Source organism: Streptomyces sp. NBC_01429 (assembly GCF_036231945.1).
Taxonomy (GTDB): Bacteria; Actinomycetota; Actinomycetes; order Streptomycetales; family Streptomycetaceae; genus Streptomyces.
This window is the reverse complement of record NZ_CP109599.1, coordinates 1848021-1868606: the sequence shown is the minus strand read 5'-3', so window position 1 is coordinate 1868606 and position 20586 is coordinate 1848021. Positions and strand designations below refer to the sequence as shown.

At 71.3% G+C, this 20586-nt stretch carries 19 protein-coding genes; 7 read left to right on the top strand and 12 right to left on the bottom strand.

Annotation, left to right across the window (positions count from 1 at the left end; all coding sequences use genetic code 11):
* Positions 1–259: 259 nt before the first annotated feature.
* The gene (locus tag OG627_RS07655) at positions 260–490 is read left to right on the top strand and encodes a hypothetical protein (protein WP_329062742.1); all 231 of its coding nucleotides are present in this window, start codon (positions 260–262) and stop codon (positions 488–490) included.
* Here the strand turns inward: OG627_RS07655 and OG627_RS07650 are convergent.
* The 3 genes from OG627_RS07650 to OG627_RS07640 all read right to left on the bottom strand — a co-directional run bounded on the left by OG627_RS07650 (position 469) and on the right by OG627_RS07640 (position 7007).
* Positions 469–1227, bottom strand: a complete 759-nt coding sequence (locus OG627_RS07650) for an Fpg/Nei family DNA glycosylase (RefSeq protein ID WP_329062741.1) — start codon at positions 1225–1227, stop codon at positions 469–471. The genes OG627_RS07655 and OG627_RS07650 overlap by 22 nt on opposite strands.
* A gap of 100 nt (positions 1228–1327) precedes the next feature.
* Positions 1328–5947 (bottom strand): ATP-dependent helicase, encoded by a 4620-nt coding sequence (locus OG627_RS07645; RefSeq protein ID WP_329062740.1) that lies wholly within the window; start codon positions 5945–5947, stop codon positions 1328–1330.
* A 118-nt stretch (positions 5948–6065) separates the two neighbouring features.
* A complete protein-coding gene (locus OG627_RS07640) occupies positions 6066–7007 on the bottom strand; it encodes a hypothetical protein (RefSeq protein WP_329062739.1) in 942 nt (313 codons plus the stop codon).
* 79 nt (positions 7008–7086) lie between these two features.
* Between OG627_RS07640 and OG627_RS07635 the strand changes: the two genes are divergently transcribed.
* The 4 genes from OG627_RS07635 to recX all read left to right on the top strand — a co-directional run bounded on the left by OG627_RS07635 (position 7087) and on the right by recX (position 10541).
* Positions 7087–7281 (top strand): DUF3046 domain-containing protein, encoded by a 195-nt coding sequence (locus OG627_RS07635; protein ID WP_329062738.1) that lies wholly within the window; start codon positions 7087–7089, stop codon positions 7279–7281.
* A gap of 224 nt (positions 7282–7505) precedes the next feature.
* Positions 7506–8621 (top strand): AI-2E family transporter, encoded by a 1116-nt coding sequence (locus OG627_RS07630; protein ID WP_329062737.1) that lies wholly within the window; start codon positions 7506–7508, stop codon positions 8619–8621.
* Between the two features lie 201 nt (positions 8622–8822).
* The gene (recA, locus tag OG627_RS07625) at positions 8823–9950 is read left to right on the top strand and encodes a recombinase RecA (protein WP_329062736.1); all 1128 of its coding nucleotides are present in this window, start codon (positions 8823–8825) and stop codon (positions 9948–9950) included.
* Positions 9951–9959: 9 nt separating this feature from the next.
* Entirely contained in the window at positions 9960–10541 is a 582-nt protein-coding gene (gene recX, locus OG627_RS07620) for a recombination regulator RecX (RefSeq protein ID WP_329062735.1), read from the top strand.
* Positions 10542–10609: 68 nt separating this feature from the next.
* Here recX and OG627_RS07615 read toward each other — a convergent pair whose 3' ends face one another.
* The 8 genes from OG627_RS07615 to OG627_RS07580 form a co-directional block, all read right to left on the bottom strand.
* Positions 10610–10999 (bottom strand): rhodanese-like domain-containing protein, encoded by a 390-nt coding sequence (locus OG627_RS07615; protein WP_329062734.1) that lies wholly within the window; start codon positions 10997–10999, stop codon positions 10610–10612.
* 50 nt (positions 11000–11049) lie between these two features.
* Entirely contained in the window at positions 11050–11622 is a 573-nt protein-coding gene (locus OG627_RS07610) for a cysteine dioxygenase (protein ID WP_329062733.1), read from the bottom strand.
* A 78-nt stretch (positions 11623–11700) separates the two neighbouring features.
* The gene (locus OG627_RS07605) at positions 11701–11772 is read right to left on the bottom strand and encodes a putative leader peptide (RefSeq protein WP_310851512.1); all 72 of its coding nucleotides are present in this window, start codon (positions 11770–11772) and stop codon (positions 11701–11703) included.
* Positions 11773–11819: 47 nt separating this feature from the next.
* Positions 11820–13472, bottom strand: a complete 1653-nt coding sequence (locus tag OG627_RS07600) for an FAD-dependent monooxygenase (protein ID WP_329062732.1) — start codon at positions 13470–13472, stop codon at positions 11820–11822.
* A 143-nt stretch (positions 13473–13615) separates the two neighbouring features.
* A complete protein-coding gene (locus tag OG627_RS07595) occupies positions 13616–14521 on the bottom strand; it encodes an amino acid ABC transporter permease (protein WP_329062731.1) in 906 nt (301 codons plus the stop codon).
* Entirely contained in the window at positions 14518–15192 is a 675-nt protein-coding gene (locus tag OG627_RS07590) for an amino acid ABC transporter permease (protein WP_329062730.1), read from the bottom strand. The genes OG627_RS07595 and OG627_RS07590 overlap by 4 nt, the downstream gene beginning before the upstream one ends.
* Before the next feature lie 75 nt (positions 15193–15267).
* Positions 15268–16101 carry a glutamate ABC transporter substrate-binding protein gene (locus tag OG627_RS07585; protein ID WP_329062729.1) on the bottom strand — a complete coding sequence of 278 codons (834 nt, stop codon included), beginning with the start codon at positions 16099–16101 and terminating at the stop codon, positions 15268–15270.
* 211 nt (positions 16102–16312) lie between these two features.
* Positions 16313–17098, bottom strand: coding sequence for an amino acid ABC transporter ATP-binding protein (locus OG627_RS07580; protein ID WP_114623434.1), 786 nt, complete (start codon positions 17096–17098; stop codon positions 16313–16315).
* A gap of 284 nt (positions 17099–17382) precedes the next feature.
* Here OG627_RS07580 and OG627_RS07575 point away from each other — a divergent pair, with 284 nt between their 5' ends.
* Together OG627_RS07575 and OG627_RS07570 are read left to right on the top strand one after the other, a co-directional pair.
* A complete protein-coding gene (locus tag OG627_RS07575) occupies positions 17383–18096 on the top strand; it encodes a response regulator transcription factor (RefSeq protein ID WP_329062725.1) in 714 nt (237 codons plus the stop codon).
* Between the two features lie 6 nt (positions 18097–18102).
* Positions 18103–19494, top strand: coding sequence for a sensor histidine kinase (locus tag OG627_RS07570; RefSeq protein WP_329062723.1), 1392 nt, complete (start codon positions 18103–18105; stop codon positions 19492–19494).
* Between the two features lie 30 nt (positions 19495–19524).
* Here OG627_RS07570 and OG627_RS07565 read toward each other — a convergent pair whose 3' ends face one another.
* Positions 19525–20526, bottom strand: a complete 1002-nt coding sequence (locus OG627_RS07565; RefSeq protein ID WP_329062721.1) for a TAXI family TRAP transporter solute-binding subunit — start codon at positions 20524–20526, stop codon at positions 19525–19527.
* Positions 20527–20586: the final 60 nt, after the last annotated feature.

The following is a 20586-nucleotide window of genomic DNA, read 5'->3' as shown; positions in this document are numbered from 1 at the left end:
CCCGAAACGGGCGGGGGCGGGACGGGGCGGGCGCTCAACCGGGCGCTGGGGCCCGTGTGGGTACGCCTCGTACGTTCCCGCGCGCCGGAGCGTGCATCCGATGCGCCCTCCGTGTGGGTGATCGTGCCGGGCCGGATGAGCGAGTCTGAAGTAGCGTCGGCCGTCCCCTCCCTGTCACCCTCCCCGTCGGCGGGGCTTCGGGTCCCGCGGGCGGGACCCCGGACTCACTCATCCAGCGCGTCGGCCGGAGGAGGCAGCCATGGCACGGCGATGGACGCTGCTGTCCGCGCTCGCACTGGGCGGCGTGTGGTGGTGGGCGGTGCTGCGACTCGTGCTGGAGCCCGAGCACACCGGCCTGGTGGAAGGTGCGGTGGCGGCGGGCGGCTGGGGGCTCAGCCTGCTGCCCGTCCATGTCGCGGCCTCACGGCGGCCGGCCGGGGCCCGGGCCGATGAGCCGTCAGCGAGCCGTCAAGGACTGGGCCCCGACTGACAGACGGGGCACCAATAGGTGGGGCGCCCGTCCTGGTCGGCCGTACGGATCCCGGCGCGGCACCGGGGGCAGGGGCTGCCGGCGCGGCCGTACACGTACAGTCGCCGCGCCCCGCCGGGCCGGTTCCGGTTCGCCTCCAGCACCGCCTTGGCCGCGGCCACCAGGCGCTCGGGCGCGGGGAGACCGCCGACGGGCAGCCAGGGGGTCGCGCGGACCAGGAAGCAGGTCTCGGACTTGAAGATGTTGCCGACTCCGGCGAGATTGCGCTGATCGAGCAGGGCCTCCCCGAGAGAGCGGGACGGATCCGTCAGAAGGTTGCGCAGGGCGGTGGCCGGGTCCCAGCCGGGTCCGAGCAGATCGGGGCCGAGGTGGCCGACAACCCTTTCCTCCTCGCTGGTGCGCAGCAGCTCCAGTACGGGGAGGCGGTAGCCGACCGCGGTGCGTTCGGCCGTACCGAGGATGGCCCGGATCTGATGGGCCGCGCCGCCGCGCCAGCGTTCACCCGGCTCGTACACCTTCCAGGAACCGTCCATGCGCAGGTGCGAGTGGAGCGTGAGACCGCCCTCGACGCGGGTGAGCAGGTGCTTGCCGCGCGGGGTGACGTCCAGCACGGTGCGGCCCGTGAGATCGGCGGTCGCGAACCGGGGGACGCGCAGCTCCGAGCGGGTCAGCCGCTGTCCGGCGAGCGCGGTGTGCAGGCGGCGGGCGGTCTGCCAGACGGTGTCTCCTTCGGGCATGTCTCCCATGATGCGTGACGGACGGCGGGCCGGGGCTGTGTGCTCGTGGTGCGAGGGGGCGCGGGGCGGCGCGGGGCTCTCCCGCGGTGGTGGCGGGGACTCAGGGGCGCAGACGCAGCCCCCGGGGGGTGGCGTGGAACCCGGCCGCCTCAAGGGCGCGTCCCAGCGGAGCGGTCAGGGCGGGCACACCGTTGGCCCGCTCCACGGTGACGGTGCCGAGGGCCCCGGCGCGGGCCGCGCCCGCCAGGGCCTCGGTCGCGGCGCGCAGGGCGGGGTCCTCCGGGTCCGTGGGCCACGCCAGCAGCGTCTTGCCGCCGCGCTCCATGTAGAGCGTCAGTTCGCCGTCGACCAGGACGACCAGCGAACCGGCCTTGCGGCCCGGTTTGTGCCCGGCGCCGTTCGGTGCCTCCGGCCAGGGGAGCGCCGCCCCGTACGCGTTGGCCGGGTCGGCGGCGGCCAGGACCACGGCGTGCGGCGTGGGAGACGACGGTGCGCGGTCGCGGGCGGTCGCCGCCGCGCGCAGCCGGTCGACCGCGCCGTCCATCGCGAACTGGGCGGCGCCCAGGCCCTCCACGACATAGCCGCGGCGGGCCTGCCCGCTGTCCTCGAACGCGGACAGCACCCGGTACGTCGCGGAGAAGCCGCCCGCCACCCCCTCGGCCGTGACGGCGCCCCGGGTCACCACGCCGTGCCGGTCCAGAAGCGTGCGGGCGAGCGCGTGGGCGCGGTGCGTGGGATCGGGCTCCGGGGCGGGGAGCAGCGACCAGCGACCGCTGACCGTGGGCGGGCCCGTGCGGGAAGCGGGTCTGGCCGCGGCCGTCAGCGTCCCGTACCGCCCGCGCGGCACCGTCCGCCGGGCGCGGTGGGCGGTGGCGCCCGCGGTACGGCCCGAGCCGAGCAGGGAGCGCAGCGGCGCCAGCGTGTCATTGGTGAGCCGGCCCGACCAGGCGAGGTCCCAGAGGGCGTCGGCCAGCAGCGGGTCCGTCGCGTCGGGGTGGGTGGTGGCGCGGACCTGGTCGGCGATCTGCCGGAAGAACAGGCCGTAGCCGCCCGAGAGCGTGGTCAGAACGGATGCGTGCAGGGCGGTCTGCTCCAGGGGGTGCGGGGGCGGGAGCAGCAGGGGCGCCGCGTCCGCGAGATACAGCGACACCCAGCCGTCCTTGCCGGGCAGGGAGCCCGCGCCCGCCCACAGGACCTCGCCCGTGGTGGTGAGCTCGTCCAGCAGCGCGGGGGTGTACCCGGAGACACGGGACGGAAGGACCAGCTTCTCCAGCGCCGAGGCGGGGACGGGCGCCCCCTGCAACTGCTCGATCGCGCGGGCGAGTCCGTCGATGCCGCGCAGGCTGTTGCCGCCCAGATGCTGCCACTGCGGGAGGAAGGTGGCGAGCGCGGCGGGCGGTACCGGCTCCAGCTCCTGACGCAGCGCCGCCAGGGAGCGCCTGCGCAGCCGGCGCAGCACGGTGGCGTCGCACCACTCCTGGCCGATGCCGGAGGGGTGGAACTCGCCCTGGACGACCCGGCCGCTCGCGGCGAGCCGCTGGAGGGTGCCGTCCGTGACGGCGGAGCCGAGACCGAAGCGCTCCGCGGCGGCGGACGAGGTGAACGGGCCGTGCGTACGGGCGTAGCGGGCGAGGAGGTCGCCCAGAGGGTCTTTGACCGGTTCGGTGAAGGCTTCGGGCACGCCGACCGGCAGCGCCGTGCCCAGGGCGTCACGCAGCCGCCCCGCGTCCTCGACGGCCGCCCAGTGATCGGCCCCGCCGATCCGCACCCTGATGGCGCGGCGGGCCGAGGCGAGGTCCCGCGCCCAGGAATCGAGCGCGCCGCGCTCGGCCAGCTCGGCGTCGGTGAGCGGACCCAGTACCCGCAGCAGATCCGCGACTCCTTCGAGGTCCTTGACGCGCCGGTCCTCGGTGCGCCACTGGAGCTCGCTCTCCAGCTCGGTGAGGACCTCCGGATCGAGCAGTTCCCGCAGCTCTGCCTGGCCGAGCAACTCGGCCAGCAGCCGGGAGTCCAGCGACAGCGCGGCGGCCCGCCGCTCGGCGAGCGGGGAGTCGCCCTCGTAGAGGAACTGGGCGACATAGCCGAAGAGCAGCGACCGGGCGAACGGGGAGGGCTCCGTCGTCGTGACCTCGACCAGCCGGACCCGGCGGGACTCGATGTCCCCCATCAGCTCGGTGAGACCGGGGACGTCGAAGACGTCCTGAAGACACTCCCGCACCGCCTCCAGCACGATGGGGAACGAGCCGAACTCGCTGGCCACCTGGAGGAGCTGGGCGGCGCGCTGGCGCTGCTGCCACAGCGGCGTGCGCTTGCCCGGGCTGCGGCGCGGCAGCAGCAGCGCCCGGGCGGCGCACTCCCGGAACCGGGAGGCGAACAGTGCGGAGCCGCCCACCTGATCGGTGACGATCCCCCGGACGTCGCCCCCGTCGAACACGACGTCCGCGGCCCCGACGGGCGCCTGCTCGCTGTCGAAGGCCGCACTGCCGCGGTCCTGTTCGTCGTCGACGAGGTCGAACCCCATCAGATCGGCGTCGGGCAGACGCAGCACGATGCCGTCGTCGGCGTGCATGACCTGCGCGTCCATGCCGTACCGCTCGGAGAGCCGGGCGCCGAGCGCCAGCGCCCACGGGGCGTGCACCTGGGCTCCGAACGGGGAATGGATCACCACCCGCCAGTCGCCCAGCTCGTCGCGGAACCGCTCGACCAGGATCGTCCTGTCGTCGGGGACGTGACCACAGGAGCGGCGCTGTTCATCGAGGTACGAGAGCAGATTGCCGGCGGCCAGGGTGTCCAGGCCCGCCGCCGTCAGCCGCAGCCGGGCGTCCTCCTCGGAGAGGGAGCCGATCTCGCGCAGGAACGCGCCCACGGCGCGCCCCAGCTCCAGGGGGCGGCCCAGCTGATCGCCCTTCCAGAACGGCAGCCGTCCGGGGGCGCCCGGGGCGGGGGAGACCAGCACGCGGTCGCGGGTGATGTCCTCGATCCGCCAAGACGAGGTGCCGAGCGTGAAGACGTCACCGACCCGGGATTCGTAGACCATCTCCTCGTCCAGCTCACCGACCCGGCCGCCGCCCTTCTTGGGGTCCGCCCCGGCGAGGAAGACACCGAAGAGGCCCCGGTCGGGGATGGTGCCGCCGGAGGTGACGGCGAGGCGCTGGGCGCCCGGACGGCCCGTGACCGTACCGGTGACGCGGTCCCACACCACACGCGGACGCAGCTCGGCGAAGGCGTCCGAGGGATAGCGTCCGGCGAGCATGTCCAGTACGGCGATGAAGGCGGACTCGGGCAGCGCGGCGAAGGGGGCGGAGCGGCGGGCCAGGGCCAGCAGGTCGTCGGCCTGTCTGCTGTCGAGCGCGACCAGGGCCACCAGCTGCTGGGCCAGCACGTCCAGCGGATTGGCGGGCACGCGCAGCGCTTCGATCTCCCCGCCGCGCATCCGCTCGGTGACCACGGCGGCCTGCACCAGATCGCCCCGGTACTTCGGGAAGACCACTCCGGTGGAGACCGCGCCCACCTGGTGGCCTGCCCGGCCGACCCGCTGGAGGCCGGAGGCGACCGAGGGAGGCGACTCGACCTGGATGACCAGATCCACCGCGCCCATGTCGATCCCCAGCTCCAGACTGGACGTGGCCACGACGGCGGGCAGCCGGCCCGCCTTGAGGTCCTCCTCCACCTGGGCGCGCTGCTCCTTGGAGACCGAGCCGTGGTGCGCGCGGGCGAGCAGCGGCGGCGCGCCTCTGGCCGCGCCCGACTGGGCCATGACCTCGGCGGGGGAGTGTTCCTCCGGCATCGATTCGCCGGTCGCGCGTTCGTAGGCGATCTCATTGAGCCGGTTGCACAGGCGCTCGGCCAGTCTGCGGGAGTTCGCGAAGACGATCGTGGAGCGGTGCGCCTGGACGAGATCGGCGATGCGCTCCTCCACATGAGGCCAGATCGACGGCTTCTCCGCGCCGCCCGTGTCGGAGGCCGGGGAGCCGCCCAGCTCGCCGAGATCCTCGACCGGGACGACCACCGAGAGGTCGAATTCCTTGCCGGAGGGCGGCTGGACGATCTCCACCCTGCGCTGCGGGGACAGATAGCGGGCCACCTCCTCCACCGGACGCACCGTCGCCGACAGCCCGATACGGCGGGCCGGGCGTGGCAGCAACTCGTCCAGCCGCTCCAGGGAAAGGGCCAGATGCGCGCCCCGCTTCGTCCCCGCGACGGCGTGCACCTCGTCCAGGATCACCGTCTCGATCCCGGCGAGCGCGTCCCTGGCCGAGGACGTGAGCATCAGGAACAGCGACTCGGGGGTGGTGATCAGGATGTCCGGCGGTCGGGTGGCCATCGAGCGCCGCTCGGCGGCCGGGGTGTCGCCCGAGCGGATCCCCACCCGCACCTCTGGCTCGGGCAGCCCGCGCCGCACCGACTCCTGCCGGATTCCCGTGAGCGGGCTGCGCAGATTGCGCTCCACATCGACGGCGAGGGCCTTGAGCGGCGACACGTACAGCACGCGGCAGCGCTTCTTCGCCTCGGCGGGCGGCGGCGCTGAGGCGAGGCGGTCCAGGGCGGCGAGGAAGGCGGCCAGCGTCTTTCCCGAGCCGGTCGGGGCCACGACCAGCACGTCCGAGCCCTCCTCGATGGCACGCCAGGCCCCCTCCTGCGCCGGGGTGGGCGCGGAGAAGGCCCCCGTGAACCAGCCGCGGGTCGCGGGGGAGAAGGAGTCGAGCGCGGTACGTGCCATGTCCCCCATCGTGCACCCGGGCACTGACAATCGCCCGGACCTGGGGAAACGCCTCCCCGCCGAGGCGCGACGGCCACGCCCGGCGGTGCGGGACCCTGGCGCGGGCGTCCCGGACCGGTCAGCCGATGGCGCGGCCGTACGCCCGCAGGGTCAGCAGCGCCTCGATGGTCACGATCGGCCGCGACTCCAGCGCGGTCCCCGGCGCCCACTCGCGCCAGGTCACCGGCCAGCCGCCGTCCTCGTGCTGCCGGCCGGCGAGGAGGTCGAGCGACCGTTCCATCTCCTCGTCCGTGAACCAGCTCCGGGCCAGGGAGTGGGGCACGCGCGCGAAGTCGTGCGGGAAGTGGAGCTCGCCCGGGGCGTATCCCGGGGACACGGGGTGGTCGGCCAGGCGCGCCGGATCGAGCACAGCCAGCCCGCGCTCCCGCACCAGCCGGCCCAGCCGGTCGGCCGCCGCCTCGGCCCGCGCGCGGTCGGGGACACCGTCCAGGAACGCGACCGCGGCCTCGACCTCGTACGGATGCGAGTCCTCCAGGGCCTCGACGGCGGCCCAGCAGAAGTCGGTGGCCCGGAACAGCCAGGCGTGCCAGACCTCGTTGCGGTGCAGCAGCCCGACGACCGGGCCCGTCGCCAGGAGGTCACCCGGCGGGTTGTCGGTGATCGGCAGGAAGGGCGCGTGCGGATAGCCCCGCAGCGAGGGATGGAGGGCGGGCAGCGCGCCCTCGGGCGTGGACACCGAGGTGAGGTAGCGGCAGATCCGCTCGACCCGCAGTCCGTCGCAGCGGCCGATGGAGTCCAGGACCCGCAGCGCGTGCGCCGTGTGGAGGGGCTGGCTGACGGGGCCGCGCAGATCGGGTTCGAGCCCGTGCCCGTACCCCCCGTCCTCCTCGCGGTACGCGGTGAGCGCGGCCTCGACCGCCTCCCTCCCGTGGTCCGCGCCCGCCTCCCGGCCGAGGAAGTGGTAGGCGAACCGTCGCTGTTCGAGCACGCGTGCCGTCAGCCAGACGAAGTGCTCGGCGCGGGCGAGGGGGGACGCGGGGGATCCTTCGGTGCCAGCCATGTTCCGACCGTAGGCCGGAAACGGCGGGGAGCAATGGGGACGGGCCCTGCTGCACTCTCAGGGGCGCGATACTGGTGGCATGCGGTTGACGATTTTCTGGGAACGGATGGCGGACCACTTCGGCGCCGGTTACGCCGACTCCTTCGCCCGTGACCATGTGATGGCCGAACTGGGCGGCCGTACGGTGCACGAGGCACTCGACTCCGGCTGGGAGACGAAGGACGTCTGGCGCGCGGTCTGCGCTGCCGTGGGAATTCCGGCCGAGAAGCGCTGACGCGCCCACCGGACACCGGTGTCGCAGGGGTAGGCCACACTGGGCCCGTGGCACCGACTGACAACACCGCACCGGGCGTACAACCGCCGGTCCCCTCGCCGACCTCCCCTGCGATCGCTCCGCAGGCCACCCCGTCCGGGACAGCCCCGGCGGCTTCCGGGGCGCCTCCGGCGGCGCGGCCGTCACCGCCCGACGGGGGGAGCGGTCGCCGCGATCGCGGCCGTATGCCCGGCTGGCTGCCGCGTGCCATGATCCTCGCGCTGGCGCTCCTCGCCTGTTTCCAGCTGGGCAGTTGGGCATTCCACCAGCTCATCGGATTGCTGATCAACATACTGATCGCCTTCTTCTTGGCGCTGGCGGTCGAACCCGCCGTCAGCCGGATGGCGGATCGCGGTATGCGGCGTGGACTCGCCACTTTCATCGTCTTCATCGCGGTGCTGATCGCGAGCGTCGGCTTCGTCCTGATGCTCGGTTCGATACTGGCCGGTCAGATCCTCGACATGGTCGACTCCTTCCCGCAGTACCTCGACTCGGTGATCAACTGGATCAACGAGACCTTCCACACGGAGCTGTCCCGGGTCGCTGTCCAGGACAGCCTGCTCCACTCCGACTGGCTGCAGAGATATGTGCAGAACAGCGCGACCGGAGTCCTCGACGTCTCCACCACCGTCCTGGGCGGGCTGTTCCGGCTGCTGACGATCTTCCTGTTCTCGTTCTACTTCGCGGCGGACGGGCCCCGGCTGCGGCGCGGGCTCTGCTCCGTACTCCCGCCAGCCCGGCAGGCCGAGGTGCTGCGCGCCTGGGAGATCGCGGTCGACAAGACGGGCGGCTATCTCTACTCCCGCGGGCTGATGGCGCTCATCTCCGGGGTGGCGCACTACATCATGCTGGAGATCCTGGACGTGCCCTACGCGCCGGCCCTCGCGGTGTGGGTGGGGCTGGTCTCCCAGTTCATCCCGACCATCGGCACGTATCTCGCGGGCGCCCTGCCGATGCTGATCGCCTTCACCGTGGATCCCTGGTACGCGCTGTGGGTGCTCGCGTTCGTGGTGATCTACCAGCAGTTCGAGAACTACGTGCTCCAGCCGAAGCTGACCGCCAGGACCGTCGACATCCACCCGGCCGTGGCCTTCGGATCGGTCATCGCGGGGACCGCGCTGCTGGGCGCAGTCGGCGCGCTGATCGCGATCCCGGCGATCGCCACGCTCCAGGCGTTCCTCGGGGCGTACGTGAAGCGGTACGACGTGATGGACGACGCGAGAGTGGGGGGCCGCAGGCCACTCGGCGGCACTCCGCCGCTGACGCGGCTGCGACACGCGCTGCGGCGCGAGCGTGCTTGACACCAAAATCGAACATCTATTCTTATGGGGTGGTGGACGGTGTTTCCCGAGCCTGTCGGCGCGGTGGTGTGATGCCGTGGTCCGGCCGGACGGACCGGCCCGGTTTTCCACAGGCCGGGAGGGCGTCGGGGCGCGTTGTCAGTGGCAGGGGATAGCGTCACTGACGTGAAGCGATCGACTCAAGCAAATCGGGTGGAACCCATGGCAGGAACCGACCGCGAGAAGGCGCTGGACGCCGCTCTCGCACAGATTGAACGGCAATTCGGGAAGGGCGCGGTGATGCGCCTCGGTGACCGGCCGAACGACCCCATTGAGGTCATCCCCACCGGCTCGACCGCGCTCGACGTCGCGCTCGGCGTCGGCGGCCTGCCGCGCGGACGCGTGGTGGAGGTCTACGGCCCGGAGTCCTCCGGCAAGACGACGCTGACGCTGCACGCCGTGGCGAACGCGCAGCGGCTCGGCGGTTCGGTGGCCTTCGTGGACGCCGAGCACGCCCTCGACCCCGAGTACGCGAAGAAGCTCGGCGTCGACATCGACAACCTGCTCCTGTCCCAGCCGGACAACGGCGAGCAGGCGCTCGAAATCGTGGACATGCTGGTCCGCTCCGGGGCACTCGACCTCATCGTCATCGACTCCGTGGCGGCCCTGGTGCCGCGCGCGGAGATCGAGGGCGAGATGGGCGACTCGCACGTCGGTCTCCAGGCGCGGCTGATGAGCCAGGCGCTCCGCAAGATCACCAGCGCGCTCAACCAGTCCAAGACCACCGCGATCTTCATCAACCAGCTCCGCGAGAAGATCGGTGTGATGTTCGGTTCGCCGGAGACCACGACCGGTGGCCGGGCGCTCAAGTTCTACGCCTCGGTGCGCCTCGACATCCGCCGTATCGAGACCCTGAAGGACGGCACCGACGCCGTTGGCAACCGCACCCGCGTGAAGGTCGTCAAGAACAAGGTCGCGCCGCCCTTCAAGCAGGCCGAGTTCGACATCCTGTACGGCCAGGGCATCAGCCGCGAGGGCGGTCTGATCGACATGGGCGTGGAGCACGGCTTCGTGCGCAAGGCCGGCGCCTGGTACACGTACGAGGGCGACCAGCTCGGCCAGGGCAAGGAGAACGCCCGGAACTTCCTCAAGGACAACCCCGATCTCGCCAATGAGATCGAGAAGAAGATCCTGGAGAAGCTGGGCATCGGCGTCAGGCCGGAGACTCCGGGAGGAGAGCCCGGCGCGGACGCGGCGGGTGGTCCCGCCCCGGCCGACGACACGTCCAAGTCGGTGCCCGCCCCCGCCGCCAAGGCCAAGTCGGCCAAGGCGGCAGCGGCCAAGAGCTAGTCCGGGACCGTGCCTTACACGAAGAGGCGGCGGACGGAAAAGCCGGGCGGCAGCTCCGACTCGTCGAGGGCCGAGCAGGAGCTGTCGCCCCAGGATCCGGCGGAGCGGGCGCGGGCGATCTGTCTGCGCCTGCTCACCGGGACCCCGCGCACCCGTAAACAATTGGCGGACGCGCTGGCGAAGCGGGAGATCCCCGAGGAGATCGCGGAGGAGGTGCTCTCCCGCTTCGAGGACGTGGGGCTGATCAACGACGCGGCGTTCGCGGACGCCTGGGTGGAGTCCCGGCACCACGGCCGGGGCCTTGCCCGGCGAGCCCTCGCGCGGGAGCTGCGTACGAAAGGCGTGGACGCCTCACTGATCGACGAGGCGGTCGGGCAGCTCGACTCGGACCAGGAGGAGGCGACCGCGCGCGAGCTGATCGCCCGCAAGCTCCGGGCCACCCGCGGCCTGGAGCGCGACAAACGGCTGCGCAGGCTCGCGGGAATGCTGGCCCGCAAGGGCTACTCGGAGGGAATGGCGCTGCGCGTGGTCAGGCAGGCGCTGGAGGAGGAGGGGGAGGACACCGAGGGGCTGGACGAGGATTTCAGCTGACCGGTCGCGGGCCGCCTCCCGCCGACCGATCCGCCGCCGGTGCCACTCCGCGCCGCCTCCGCCACGGGCTACCGGGAGACCGGCAGTCCCGCCGCCTTCCATGCCTGGAAGCCGCCCACCAGATCGGTCGCACGGTCGAGTCCCAGCTGACGCAGGGACGCCGCCGCGAGACTGGACGCGTACCCCTCGTTGCAGATCACTATCACCCGCAGTCCGTGACCGGTGGCTTCAGGGGCGCGATGGCTGCCCTGCGGATCGAGCCGCCACTCCAGCTCGTTGCGCTCCACGACCAGGGCGCCCGGAATCAGCCCGTCGCGCTCCCGCAGCGCCGCGTACCGGATGTCCACCAGCAGCGCACCGTCGCCGGCGGCGGCGAACGCCTCGCGCGGTCCTATGCGGTCCAGGTCCTCGCGTACCCGTTCCAGCAGCTCGTCTATGCCCACCCGCTCGGTTGCCACGCCCGTCCCCGGCTGGTCCGGCCCTGACTGATCCGACGTCGCCCCGTCGCTCACTGCCACTCCTCGGGACGCTCGACCTGCTCAAGACGGAGCACCGCGCCCGTGCGGCTGTAGCGCCGCATCAGCGGCAGCGGCGGGTAGTACGCGTGTACGGAGACCGCGTGCTCGGCGGTCGACTCGTTGCGGACCTCGTGCACGTGGTGCCGGCCGAACGCCCGGCCCTCGCCCGCCGACAGCTGCCGCTCGCGGTCGACGTCCTCCGCCAGTTCCAGGGTCTTCCACCCCTCGGTGGGCAGCCTGGCCGCCAGCGAGTCCTCCCGCAGCGAGCCCGACGCCGTGGCGAACGCGCCGTGCGAGCCGCCGTGATCGTGCCAGCCGGTGCCCGTACCGGGCGGCCAGCCGATCAGCCATGCCTCGCTGCCCCGGGGACCTTCGAGCCGGACCCAGGTACGGCCCTCCGGATCGAGGGGGAGGGAGGCGACCAGCGCGGCGTCCCCGGCGGTCCTGCGGACGAAGCCCAGCAGTTCGGCGGGGGTCGGCCCGGAGACCTGGGGAGGTGAGGTGCGTTCCGCGCCGGTCGCCGGGGCGGACGAGGGCGCGGAGGTACGTACGGGAACAGACATGGTGACCGTCCTGAGAAGTTCGCGAGCGTGCACCCGCCACGAGCACGGCGCGGCAGGTACGGGGAGAAGAAGGGCGAATCAGCAGGACGGGCGACAGACGCAGCCCGCGTAGCGGAGCAGGTCCATATGGACTCTCCGCCACAGGCGCACATCGGTGTCGGTCACAATTCGGAGTACACCATGCGAGCCCGCGAGGGTCAATTGATGTTCGCAGTGCGGTCGCGCGTCGGCCGGGCCTCCTCGTCCCGCCCGGCCGAATCCTCCGGCCGCTCCTGCGCAGGGCGCGCGGACGGAGCGCCTCCGCGCGCCGCGTCCGCCGCCGCGTAGAGGTCGGCGGGGCGCACCCCGCCGAAAGCCGTCACCAGATGTCCGTCCGGTCGTACCAGCAGCACGCTGTGCGCGGAAGCCCCCGGATACGCCTCGGTGACCAGCAGCTCCGCCTGTACCGGCAGGGCCGTGACGGCGGCGGCCAGCCGGGGCATGACCCCCGCCGTCAGCCAGTGCCGCCGGTCCCACACCCCGGTGCCCGGCGCGACCAGCAGCACCAGCAGCCGCCCCTGCCCGAGCCGGTCCCCGAGCCGTACGGTCGTCCCGTCGGGCGCCGTCACCCGTACGTTCACGACCGGCCCGCCGGGGGGCGTACTCACCTCCGTCTGCGCCTCGGCGCGCGGAGGCGCGAGGGGGGAGTGCGGATAGGACGGTGGTGCTCCCAATGGTCCGTGCCCCAGATGCCCGTCGGCGAGCAGCGTGTCGTGCCCGCGCGTGGCTCCCGGCATGTACGTGCGCAGCCCGCCGCCGCCCCGCAGTATCGGCAACGACTGGTCCGCCGCCCGCAGCCGCGCGGCGACCGCGGTGCGCCGCTCGGCCTGATAGCTGTCGAGCAGCGTCTCCGACGCGACGTGGTGCCAGTCCTCGGCCAGTTTCCAGGCCAGATTGCCGACGTCCCGCAGCCCTTCGTCCAGCCCTTGGGTACCCACCGCGCCGAGCAGATGGGCGGCGTCCCCGGCCAGGAACGCCCGGCCCGCGCGCCAGCGCCTGGCGAGCCGGTGGTGCAGCGTGTAGACGCCGGTGTCGAGCAGCTCGTACGGAGGGGTCTCCCCGCACCAGCCGGCCAGGGTGTCCCGCAGCCGCGCCACCAGCGCGTCGGGCGTCACCAGCTCGCCACGCGAGGGCAGGAGCCAGTCCAGCCGCCACACGCCGTCGGCGAGCGGCCGCGCGGAGACCTCCTCGCCACCCCCGCGCCAGGGCGGCTGCCGGTGCAGCAGGGCCTCGCCCGGCCAGGGCAGATCGGCGCGGAGCGCGGCGACGGCGTGCCGCTCCACCGCCGTACGCCCCGGGAAGCGGATGCCGAGCAGTTTGCGGACGGTGGACCGCGCGCCGTCGCAGCCCACCAGATGGCTGCCCTGCCAGCGGGCCGCACCGGTCCCACGGGTGTGCGCGGTGATCGAGCGGCCGTTCTGCTCCAACGAGTCGAGCCGGCTGCCGGTGACCAGCCGCACCAGATCCTGTCCGGCGATGGCCTCGCGCAGCCCGCGCGACAGGGCGTGCTGCGGGATGTGCAGGGGAGTCGGGGCGCCTTCCGCCTCACCGAGAGGCAGCTCGCGCATCAGCTGCTTGCGGCGCATCAGACGCCAGCCGGCCCAGCGGGTGCCCTCGTCACCGAGGGTCGTGCAGCCGAGCCGGGCCACCAGGGCTGCGGTGTCGGGCCGCAGTATGGCCGTACGGGCCGGACGGGGATCGTCCGTACCGTCCCCTTCGTCCAGTACGACGGAAGGGACGTCCTGGGCGGCGAGGGCCAGCGCCAGCGCGAGCCCGACGGGGCCCGCGCCGACGACGATCACCGGGTCCACGGCACGACCCCTCCGGCCCGCGCGGTCATACGGTCAAGGGCGGTAGGAGCCCGGTGCGTGATCACAGAACGTATGCAACCCACTGGGGGTGCTCGCGTCAAGCGCTGCTCAGCGCGGCGCGCACACCCCCAGTCCCGTCAGCCTCAGACGCCGCTGGCGTTCGCCGGGGCGCCCGGCGCGTTGGCCTGATCCGCGTCATCGGCCCCGAGCACCGCGCCCGTGCTCTTCTTGCTGCCGCGCAGCCGCTTCTCCAGCCACCCCGCGAAACTGGTGAGCGCGAAGTTGAGGGCGATGTAGATCAGCGCGAGGACGACGATGGTCGCGATGGTGTTCGCGCCGTAATTGGCGGGGATCGTGTCCTTCTGCGAGAGAAGATCGGCGAATCCGAGCACCGCACCGCCCAGAGCGGTGTCCTTGACGATCACGACCAGCTGGCTGACCAGGGCCGGCAGCATCGCCGTGACAGCCTGCGGGAGCAGGACGTACCCCATGGTCTGGCCCTTGCGCATGCCGATCGCCTTCGCGGCGTCGGTCTGGCCGCGCGGCAGCGTGAGGATCCCGGCGCGCACGACCTCGGCGATGACCGACGAGTTGTACAGCACGAGGCCCGTCACCACCGCGTAGAGCGGGCGCAGATCGGACGAGACATTGCTGAACTGCACGTACAGCGCACTCGCGAAGATCATCATCATCAGGACCGGGATGGCCCGGAAGAACTCCACCACCGCGCCGACCGGTACCCGGACCCACGCGTGGTCGGAGAGCCTGCCGATGCCGAGCAGCGCGCCGAGGGGCAGGGCGATCACGATGGCGAGGGCCGCCGCCTTGAGCGTCTCGCCGAGACCCGGCAGCAGATAGGTGGTCCACACCTTGGAGTCCTTGACGAACGGACTCCACTTCTCGGCCGCCAGCTGGTTCTTGTCGGCCATCACGGACAGGATCCACCAGGCCGCCAGGGCGAACAGGACCAGGAACACGACCGTATAGATCACATTGCGCCGCTTGGCGGCTTTCCCGGGGGCGTCGTACAGAACGGACGTCGCACTCATCGCTTCACCGCCACTCGCTTGCTGACCCAGCCCAGCAGCAGACCGGTGGGAAGGGTGAGAACGATGAATCCGAAGGCGAAGACCGCGAAGACCGCGAAGAGCGCGCTGGATTCGTTCTCGATCATTTTCTTCATCAACGCCGAGGCCTCCGCGACACCGATGGCGGCGGCCACCGTGGTGTTCTTGGTCAGCGCGATCAGTACGTTGGCGAGCGGTGCCACCACGGAACGGAACGCCTGCGGAAGAATGATCAGCGTCAGTACCTGGCGGAAGCTCAGCCCGAGGGCGCGTGCCGCCTCCGCCTGGCCGACCGGCACGGTGTTGATACCGGAGCGGATCGACTCGCAGACGAAGGTGCTCGTATAGGCGACCAGCCCGAGAACGGCGAGCCGGAAGCCGATGGACTTGAAGTCCTGGCCGCCGAGGGTGAACTGGAGGGTCTGGCCGAGCCCCAGTGAACAGCCGACCAGCACCAGGGTCAGCGGGGTGTTACGGACCACGTTGACGTACCCGGTACCGAAGGTACGCAGAAGGGGCACGGGACTGACCCGCATCCCGGCGAGCAGCGTTCCCCATATGAGGGAACCGACTGCGGAGTAGAGGGTGAGCTGCACCGTCACCCAGAAGGCGCCGAGCAGGTCGTACTGCCCGGAATCAAGAAAGTCGAACACGATGCCCCGCGCTCTCCCCTGGTTGGCTGGTCGGTACGCGCCGCCGGACCGGCCGGCGGCGCGTCACTGCTGTCTTCAGTCGGCGATCTGCGGGGCGGGCTCGTTCTTGTAGTTGGCCGGGCCGAAGTTGGCCTTCACGGCCTTCTCCCAGGAGCCGTCCGACACCATCTTCTTGAGGGCGTCGTTGACCTTGGTCTTCAGCTCGGTGTCGCCCTTCTTGAGGCCGATGCCGTAGGGCTCGTCGCTGAGCTTGAGACCCAGCAGCTTGAACTTGCCCTTCAGCTCCGGCTGCGCGGCGTAACCGGCGAGGATGGAGTCGTCCGTGGTCAGCGCGTCGACGGCCTCGTTCTCCAGGCCCGTCAGGCACTCGGAGTAGCCGGCGAACTCCTGAAGGTCGGCCTTCGGCGCGAGGGTGTCGTGGATGTTCTGCGCCGAGGTCGAGCCCGCGACCGAACAGAGCTTCTTGGAGTTCAGGTCCTCGGCCTTGGTGATGGAATTGTCGTCCGCGCGGACCAGCAGGTCCTGGTGGGCGAGGAGGTACGGGCCGGCGAAGTCGACCTTCTTCTTGCGCTCGTCGTTGATCGTGTAGCTGGCGGCGACGAACTTGACGTCACCATTGGCGATCAGGTTCTCGCGCTCGGCGCTGGGGGCCTTTTTCCAGACGATGTTCTTCGCGTCGTAACCGAGTTCCTTGGCGACGTACGTCGCGACGTCCACGTCGAAGCCCGCGTAGCTGCCGTCGGGCTTCTGGAGGCCGATACCGGGCTGGTCGAACTTGATACCGATGGTGATCTTGTCGCCGCTGCCACTGCCGCTGCTGTCGTCCTTGCTGTCGCCGCCGCAGGCGGTGGCGGTCAGGGCGATGACCAGGGCGGTGGCGGCCGCCGCGGTTGCCTTCTGAAGCTTCATGGGTGAACTTCCCTCGGTGAGACGTGAACGAACAGGTTCTGCCAACTCGGTAGAGCCGTAAGAAGAGCTGTGAAAGAGCCGTGAGCAGAGCCCCGACCACTGATGCGGTGATCAATGACGCGGACACCGGCGGTACGGATACGGCGGTGCGGGAATCAGTGGGTGAGACCGGCGGGCGGGATCAGCGCTGCGATCAGCGGAGTCGGTGGAATCAGTGGTGCAGGATCTTCGACAGGAAGTCCTTGGCCCGGTCGCTGCGCGGATTGCTGAAGAACTCGTCGGGTGACGCCTCTTCCACGATCCGGCCGTCCGCCATGAAGACCACCCGGTTCGCGGCCGAGCGGGCGAAGCCCATCTCGTGGGTGACGACGACCATCGTCATTCCGTCGCGCGCCAGTTGCTGCATGACCTCGAGCACTTCATTGATCATCTCGGGGTCGAGCGCCGAGGTCGGCTCGTCGAAGAGCATGACCTTCGGGTCCATCGCCAGCGCCCGCGCGATGGCGACGCGCTGCTGCTGACCACCCGAGAGCTGCGCCGGGTACTTGTCGGCCTGCGAGCCGACGCCCACCCGGTCGAGCAGCGCCCGCGCCTTCTCCTCGGCCGCCTTCTTGTCGGCCTTGCGGACCTTCAGCTGGCCCAGTGTGACGTTCTCCAGCACGGTCTTGTGTGCGAAGAGGTTGAACGACTGGAAGACCATGCCGACATCGGCGCGCAGCCTGGCCAGCTCCCTGCCCTCGTCCGGCAGCGGCTTCCCGTCGATCGTGATGGCGCCCGAATCGATCGTCTCCAGGCGGTTGATGGTGCGGCACAGTGTGGACTTGCCGGACCCGGAGGGCCCGATGACGACCACGACCTCGCCACGGGCGATGGTCAGGTCGATGTCCTGGAGCACATGCAGCGCGCCGAAGTGCTTGTTCACGTTGCTCAGTACGACCAGGTCGCCCGTCGCCGGCCCGGCGTCCTCGGTGCCCTTGGTCGCTGACACTCCGCTCATCGGCTTTTTGCTCCGTCCTCCTCGGTTGGGAGGACCTTAGTCACGCACTGCGATCAGCGTCATTACATCTGAGCTGAAATTGAGCATAACGATCCGGCCGCAACCGGACACTCCGTGTGAAGGGGACGGTGCGGGGAGTACCGGGTGGGTAACGGAAACCTCGGCGTAACGGGAAGACACTTGACTGGCGCGGCACCATCGGCGTGGATGCCAGGTACGTACTTACTCGGGTACGTACCGATGCACGTACTCGTTCATGACCGCGACCGCGAAGAAGGGGGCCCGTGAGACTGCTGCTCGTGGAGGACGACGACCATGTCGCCGCCGCCCTGTCGGCCGTGCTCGCCAAGCATGGATTCCAGGTGACGCATGCCCGCAACGGCGAGGAGGCGCTTCAGGCGCTGCTTCCCGCCGCCAACGCCGGCAAGTCACCGTTCGGGGTGGTGCTGCTCGACCTCGGCCTGCCCGACCAGGACGGCTACCAGGTCTGCGGCAAGATCCGGAAGATCACCGCGACCCCGGTGATCATGGTGACGGCGCGTGCCGATGTCCGGTCCCGGATCCATGGCCTCAACCTGGGGGCCGACGACTATGTCGTCAAGCCGTACGACACCGGTGAACTGCTCGCCCGGATCCACGCCGTCAGCCGGCGCACGACGAGCGGGGACGAGCCAGGACCCGGGCCGGAGACCGCCCAGCGGCTGGGCCGGCTCACCCTCGAACTGCCCACCAGACGCGTCAGCGTCGACGGCGCGGCGGTCCAGCTGACCCGTAAGGAATTCGATCTGCTGGCGCTGCTCGCCCAGCGCCCCGGTGTGGTCTTCGGCCGGGAGCAGATCATCAGCGAGGTGTGGCGCACCAGTTGGGAAGGCACCGGCCGCACGCTCGAAGTCCATGTCGCCTCGCTGCGCGGCAAGCTCGGCATGCCCGCGCTGATCGAGACCGTACGGGGAGTCGGCTACCGGCTCGTCGTCCCGGCCGCGCACCAGGGGCCGTAGCCGCCCGTGAGCAGCCGCCTGTTCCCCCTGCTGATCGTTCTCATGGCGGGCGTACTCCTCGCGCTGGGGTTTCCGCTCGCCGTGAGACTCGCCGCCGCCGAACAGCAGAAGGTCGTCGTGGACCGGATCGACGACACGGCGCGGGTCGCGGCGCTCGCCCAGTTCGTCGCCGAGGGCTCCTCGGGAACCGAGGAGCGCCGTGAACTGCTCGCGGAGGAACTCGACCGCTACTACGACGTGTACGGCATCCGGGTCGGCGTCTTCTACCGGGACGACGACGCGATGGCCAGCGCTCCGGAGAACTGGAGCGTGCCGGTGGACGGACAGGGCCGCAAGTCCTTCAAGGAGGCCCTGCTCGGCCGCCGCAGCGGCGACCCCGAGCAGGTCTGGCCCTGGCAGGACGGCCGGCTCATCGTCGACTCGCCGGTGGTACGGGACGGAGACGTGGTCGCGGTCGTGGTGACCGACTCCCCGACCGACCAGATGCGCTCACGGATCCTCAGGGGCTGGCTGTACATCGCCGCGGGCGAGGCGCTGGCCATGCTGGTCGCCGTGGGGCTGGCCGTCCGGCTGACGGGCTGGGTGCTGCGTCCCGTACGGGTGCTGGACGCGGCCACCCACGACATCGCCACCGGCCGGATGAAGTCCCGGGTCGCCGCGGCCGGCGGTCCGCCGGAACTGCGACGGCTGGCCGACTCGTTCAACGAGATGGCCGACAACGTCGAGGACGTACTGGAACAGCAGCGCGCCTTCGTCGCCGACGCCTCCCACCAACTGCGCAATCCGCTCGCCGCGCTGCTGCTGCGGATCGAACTCCTCGGCCTCGAACTGCCCGAGGGGAACCCGGAGATCGCCGCCGTACGGACCGAGGGCAAGCGGCTCGCCCAGGTCCTGGACGACCTGCTGGGGCTGGCGCTGGCCGAGCACAGCGCCGCCGATCTGCGGCTCACCGACATCGGTGAGGTGGCGACCGAGCGGGTCGCGGCCTGGCGCGCCCTCGCCGAGGAGAAGGGCGTCGGACTGACCGAGTGCCGTGCCGCGGTCACCGCCTGGGCCGACCCCATCGCGCTCTCCAGCGCACTGGACGCCGTGATCGACAACGCGCTGAAATTCACTCCGGCGGGCGAAGAGGTCACGGTCACCGTCACCGGCGAGGGCGCCACCTCCACGATCGTCGTCAGCGACGGCGGACCCGGTCTCACGGACGACGAGATCGCCCGGATCGGGGACCGCTTCTGGCGCAGCGGCCGGCACCAGAACATCAAGGGCTCAGGACTCGGCCTGTCCATCACCAGGGCGCTGCTCACGGCGGGCGGCGGCTCCATCTCGTACGCGCACGGGGAACCACGCGGCCTGCGGGTGACGCTCAGCCTCCCGCGATCGGCGCCGACACCGTGAGACCCGGTGCCCCGCGCGCTCGTCGGGACGTCAGGGTTTGACCGACCGGTAGTACTGCTGGGCGCCCTCGTGCAGGGGGAGCGGGTCCGTGTATATCGCGGTCCGCAGGTCCACCAGCTGCGCGGGGTGGACCTCCTTGCCTATGCGGTCCCGGCTCTTGATCACGGTACGGGTGAAGCCCTTCACCAACTCGGTGGAGACCCGGTCCGTGGTGACCAGGAGATTGGCCACCGCGACGGTCGGCACCGCCTTGTTCCCCTGCGCCTCGCCGTAGGCGTCCGCGGGCATCGCGGCGGACCGGTAATAGCGCGCGGCCGCCCCGCCCGAGGCGTGCAACTGGTTGATCAGGGAGGGCGTCAGCGGGACCAGGTTGATGGCGAAGCGCTTGGACAGCTTCTGGATGGTGCTGGTCGGCAGCCCGCCCGACCAGAAGAAGGCGTCCAGCTCGCCCCGTTCGAGCTGGCCCGGCATCGTGTCTATGCCGGACGAGACCGGGGTGATCCCGTTCTCCGGGTCGAGCCCCGCGGCCGTCAGGATCCGGTCGGCTATCAGCCGGACCCCCGACCTGTCCTGCCCCACGCCCACGCGCCGGCCGGCCAGGTCGGCGACGGAGCCGATCTTCTTGTCCTTGGCGGCGACCAGCTGCACATAGTCGTCGTACAGGCGCGCACAGCCGCTCAGCCGGTCCGCGCCCGGCTTGTCGTCCATCTGGTACTTCGCCACCGCGTCGGCCGTGGCGATGGTGAACTGAGCGTCACCGGAGGCCACCCGCGCGATGTTCTCCTGCGATCCCTCGCTGCTCCGCAGCGCGACCGACACATCGGGCAGATCGCGGCCGAGATCCTCCTTCAGCAGCTTTCCGTACCGCTCGTAGACCCCGCTGTTCACCCCCGTGCTGAAGACGACCGAGCCGTTCGGCGTCGACTTCCCGATCGGCAGCAGCCACCACAACAGCAGCCCGAGCACCACCAGGAACGCCGCGGCGCCCTGGAGAACGCGGGCCCTGCCGGGCCGGGCCGGGAAAGTGAACATGTGCCGATCCTGTCAGCTCACTCCCCGTGATGACCAGGGCTTGGCTTGAGGTCGCCACGG

Bases quoted from the DNA above. Each gene is read 5' to 3' on its own strand.
- OG627_RS07655 (WP_329062742.1), top strand. From the start codon at position 260: ATGGCACGGCGATGGACGCTGCTGTCCGCGCTCGCACTGGGCGGCGTG.
- OG627_RS07650 (WP_329062741.1), bottom strand. From the start codon at position 1,227: ATGCCCGAAGGAGACACCGTCTGGCAGACCGCCCGCCGCCTGCACACC.
- OG627_RS07645 (WP_329062740.1), bottom strand. From the start codon at position 5,947: ATGGCACGTACCGCGCTCGACTCCTTCTCCCCCGCGACCCGCGGCTGG.
- OG627_RS07640 (WP_329062739.1), bottom strand. From the start codon at position 7,007: ATGGCTGGCACCGAAGGATCCCCCGCGTCCCCCCTCGCCCGCGCCGAG.
- OG627_RS07635 (WP_329062738.1), top strand. From the start codon at position 7,087: ATGCGGTTGACGATTTTCTGGGAACGGATGGCGGACCACTTCGGCGCC.
- OG627_RS07630 (WP_329062737.1), top strand. From the start codon at position 7,506: ATGCCCGGCTGGCTGCCGCGTGCCATGATCCTCGCGCTGGCGCTCCTC.
- recA (WP_329062736.1), top strand. From the start codon at position 8,823: ATGGCAGGAACCGACCGCGAGAAGGCGCTGGACGCCGCTCTCGCACAG.
- OG627_RS07610 (WP_329062733.1), bottom strand. From the start codon at position 11,622: ATGTCTGTTCCCGTACGTACCTCCGCGCCCTCGTCCGCCCCGGCGACC.
- OG627_RS07595 (WP_329062731.1), bottom strand. From the start codon at position 14,521: ATGAGTGCGACGTCCGTTCTGTACGACGCCCCCGGGAAAGCCGCCAAG.
- OG627_RS07585 (WP_329062729.1), bottom strand. From the start codon at position 16,101: ATGAAGCTTCAGAAGGCAACCGCGGCGGCCGCCACCGCCCTGGTCATC.
- OG627_RS07580 (WP_114623434.1), bottom strand. From the start codon at position 17,098: ATGAGCGGAGTGTCAGCGACCAAGGGCACCGAGGACGCCGGGCCGGCG.
- OG627_RS07565 (WP_329062721.1), bottom strand. From the start codon at position 20,526: ATGTTCACTTTCCCGGCCCGGCCCGGCAGGGCCCGCGTTCTCCAGGGC.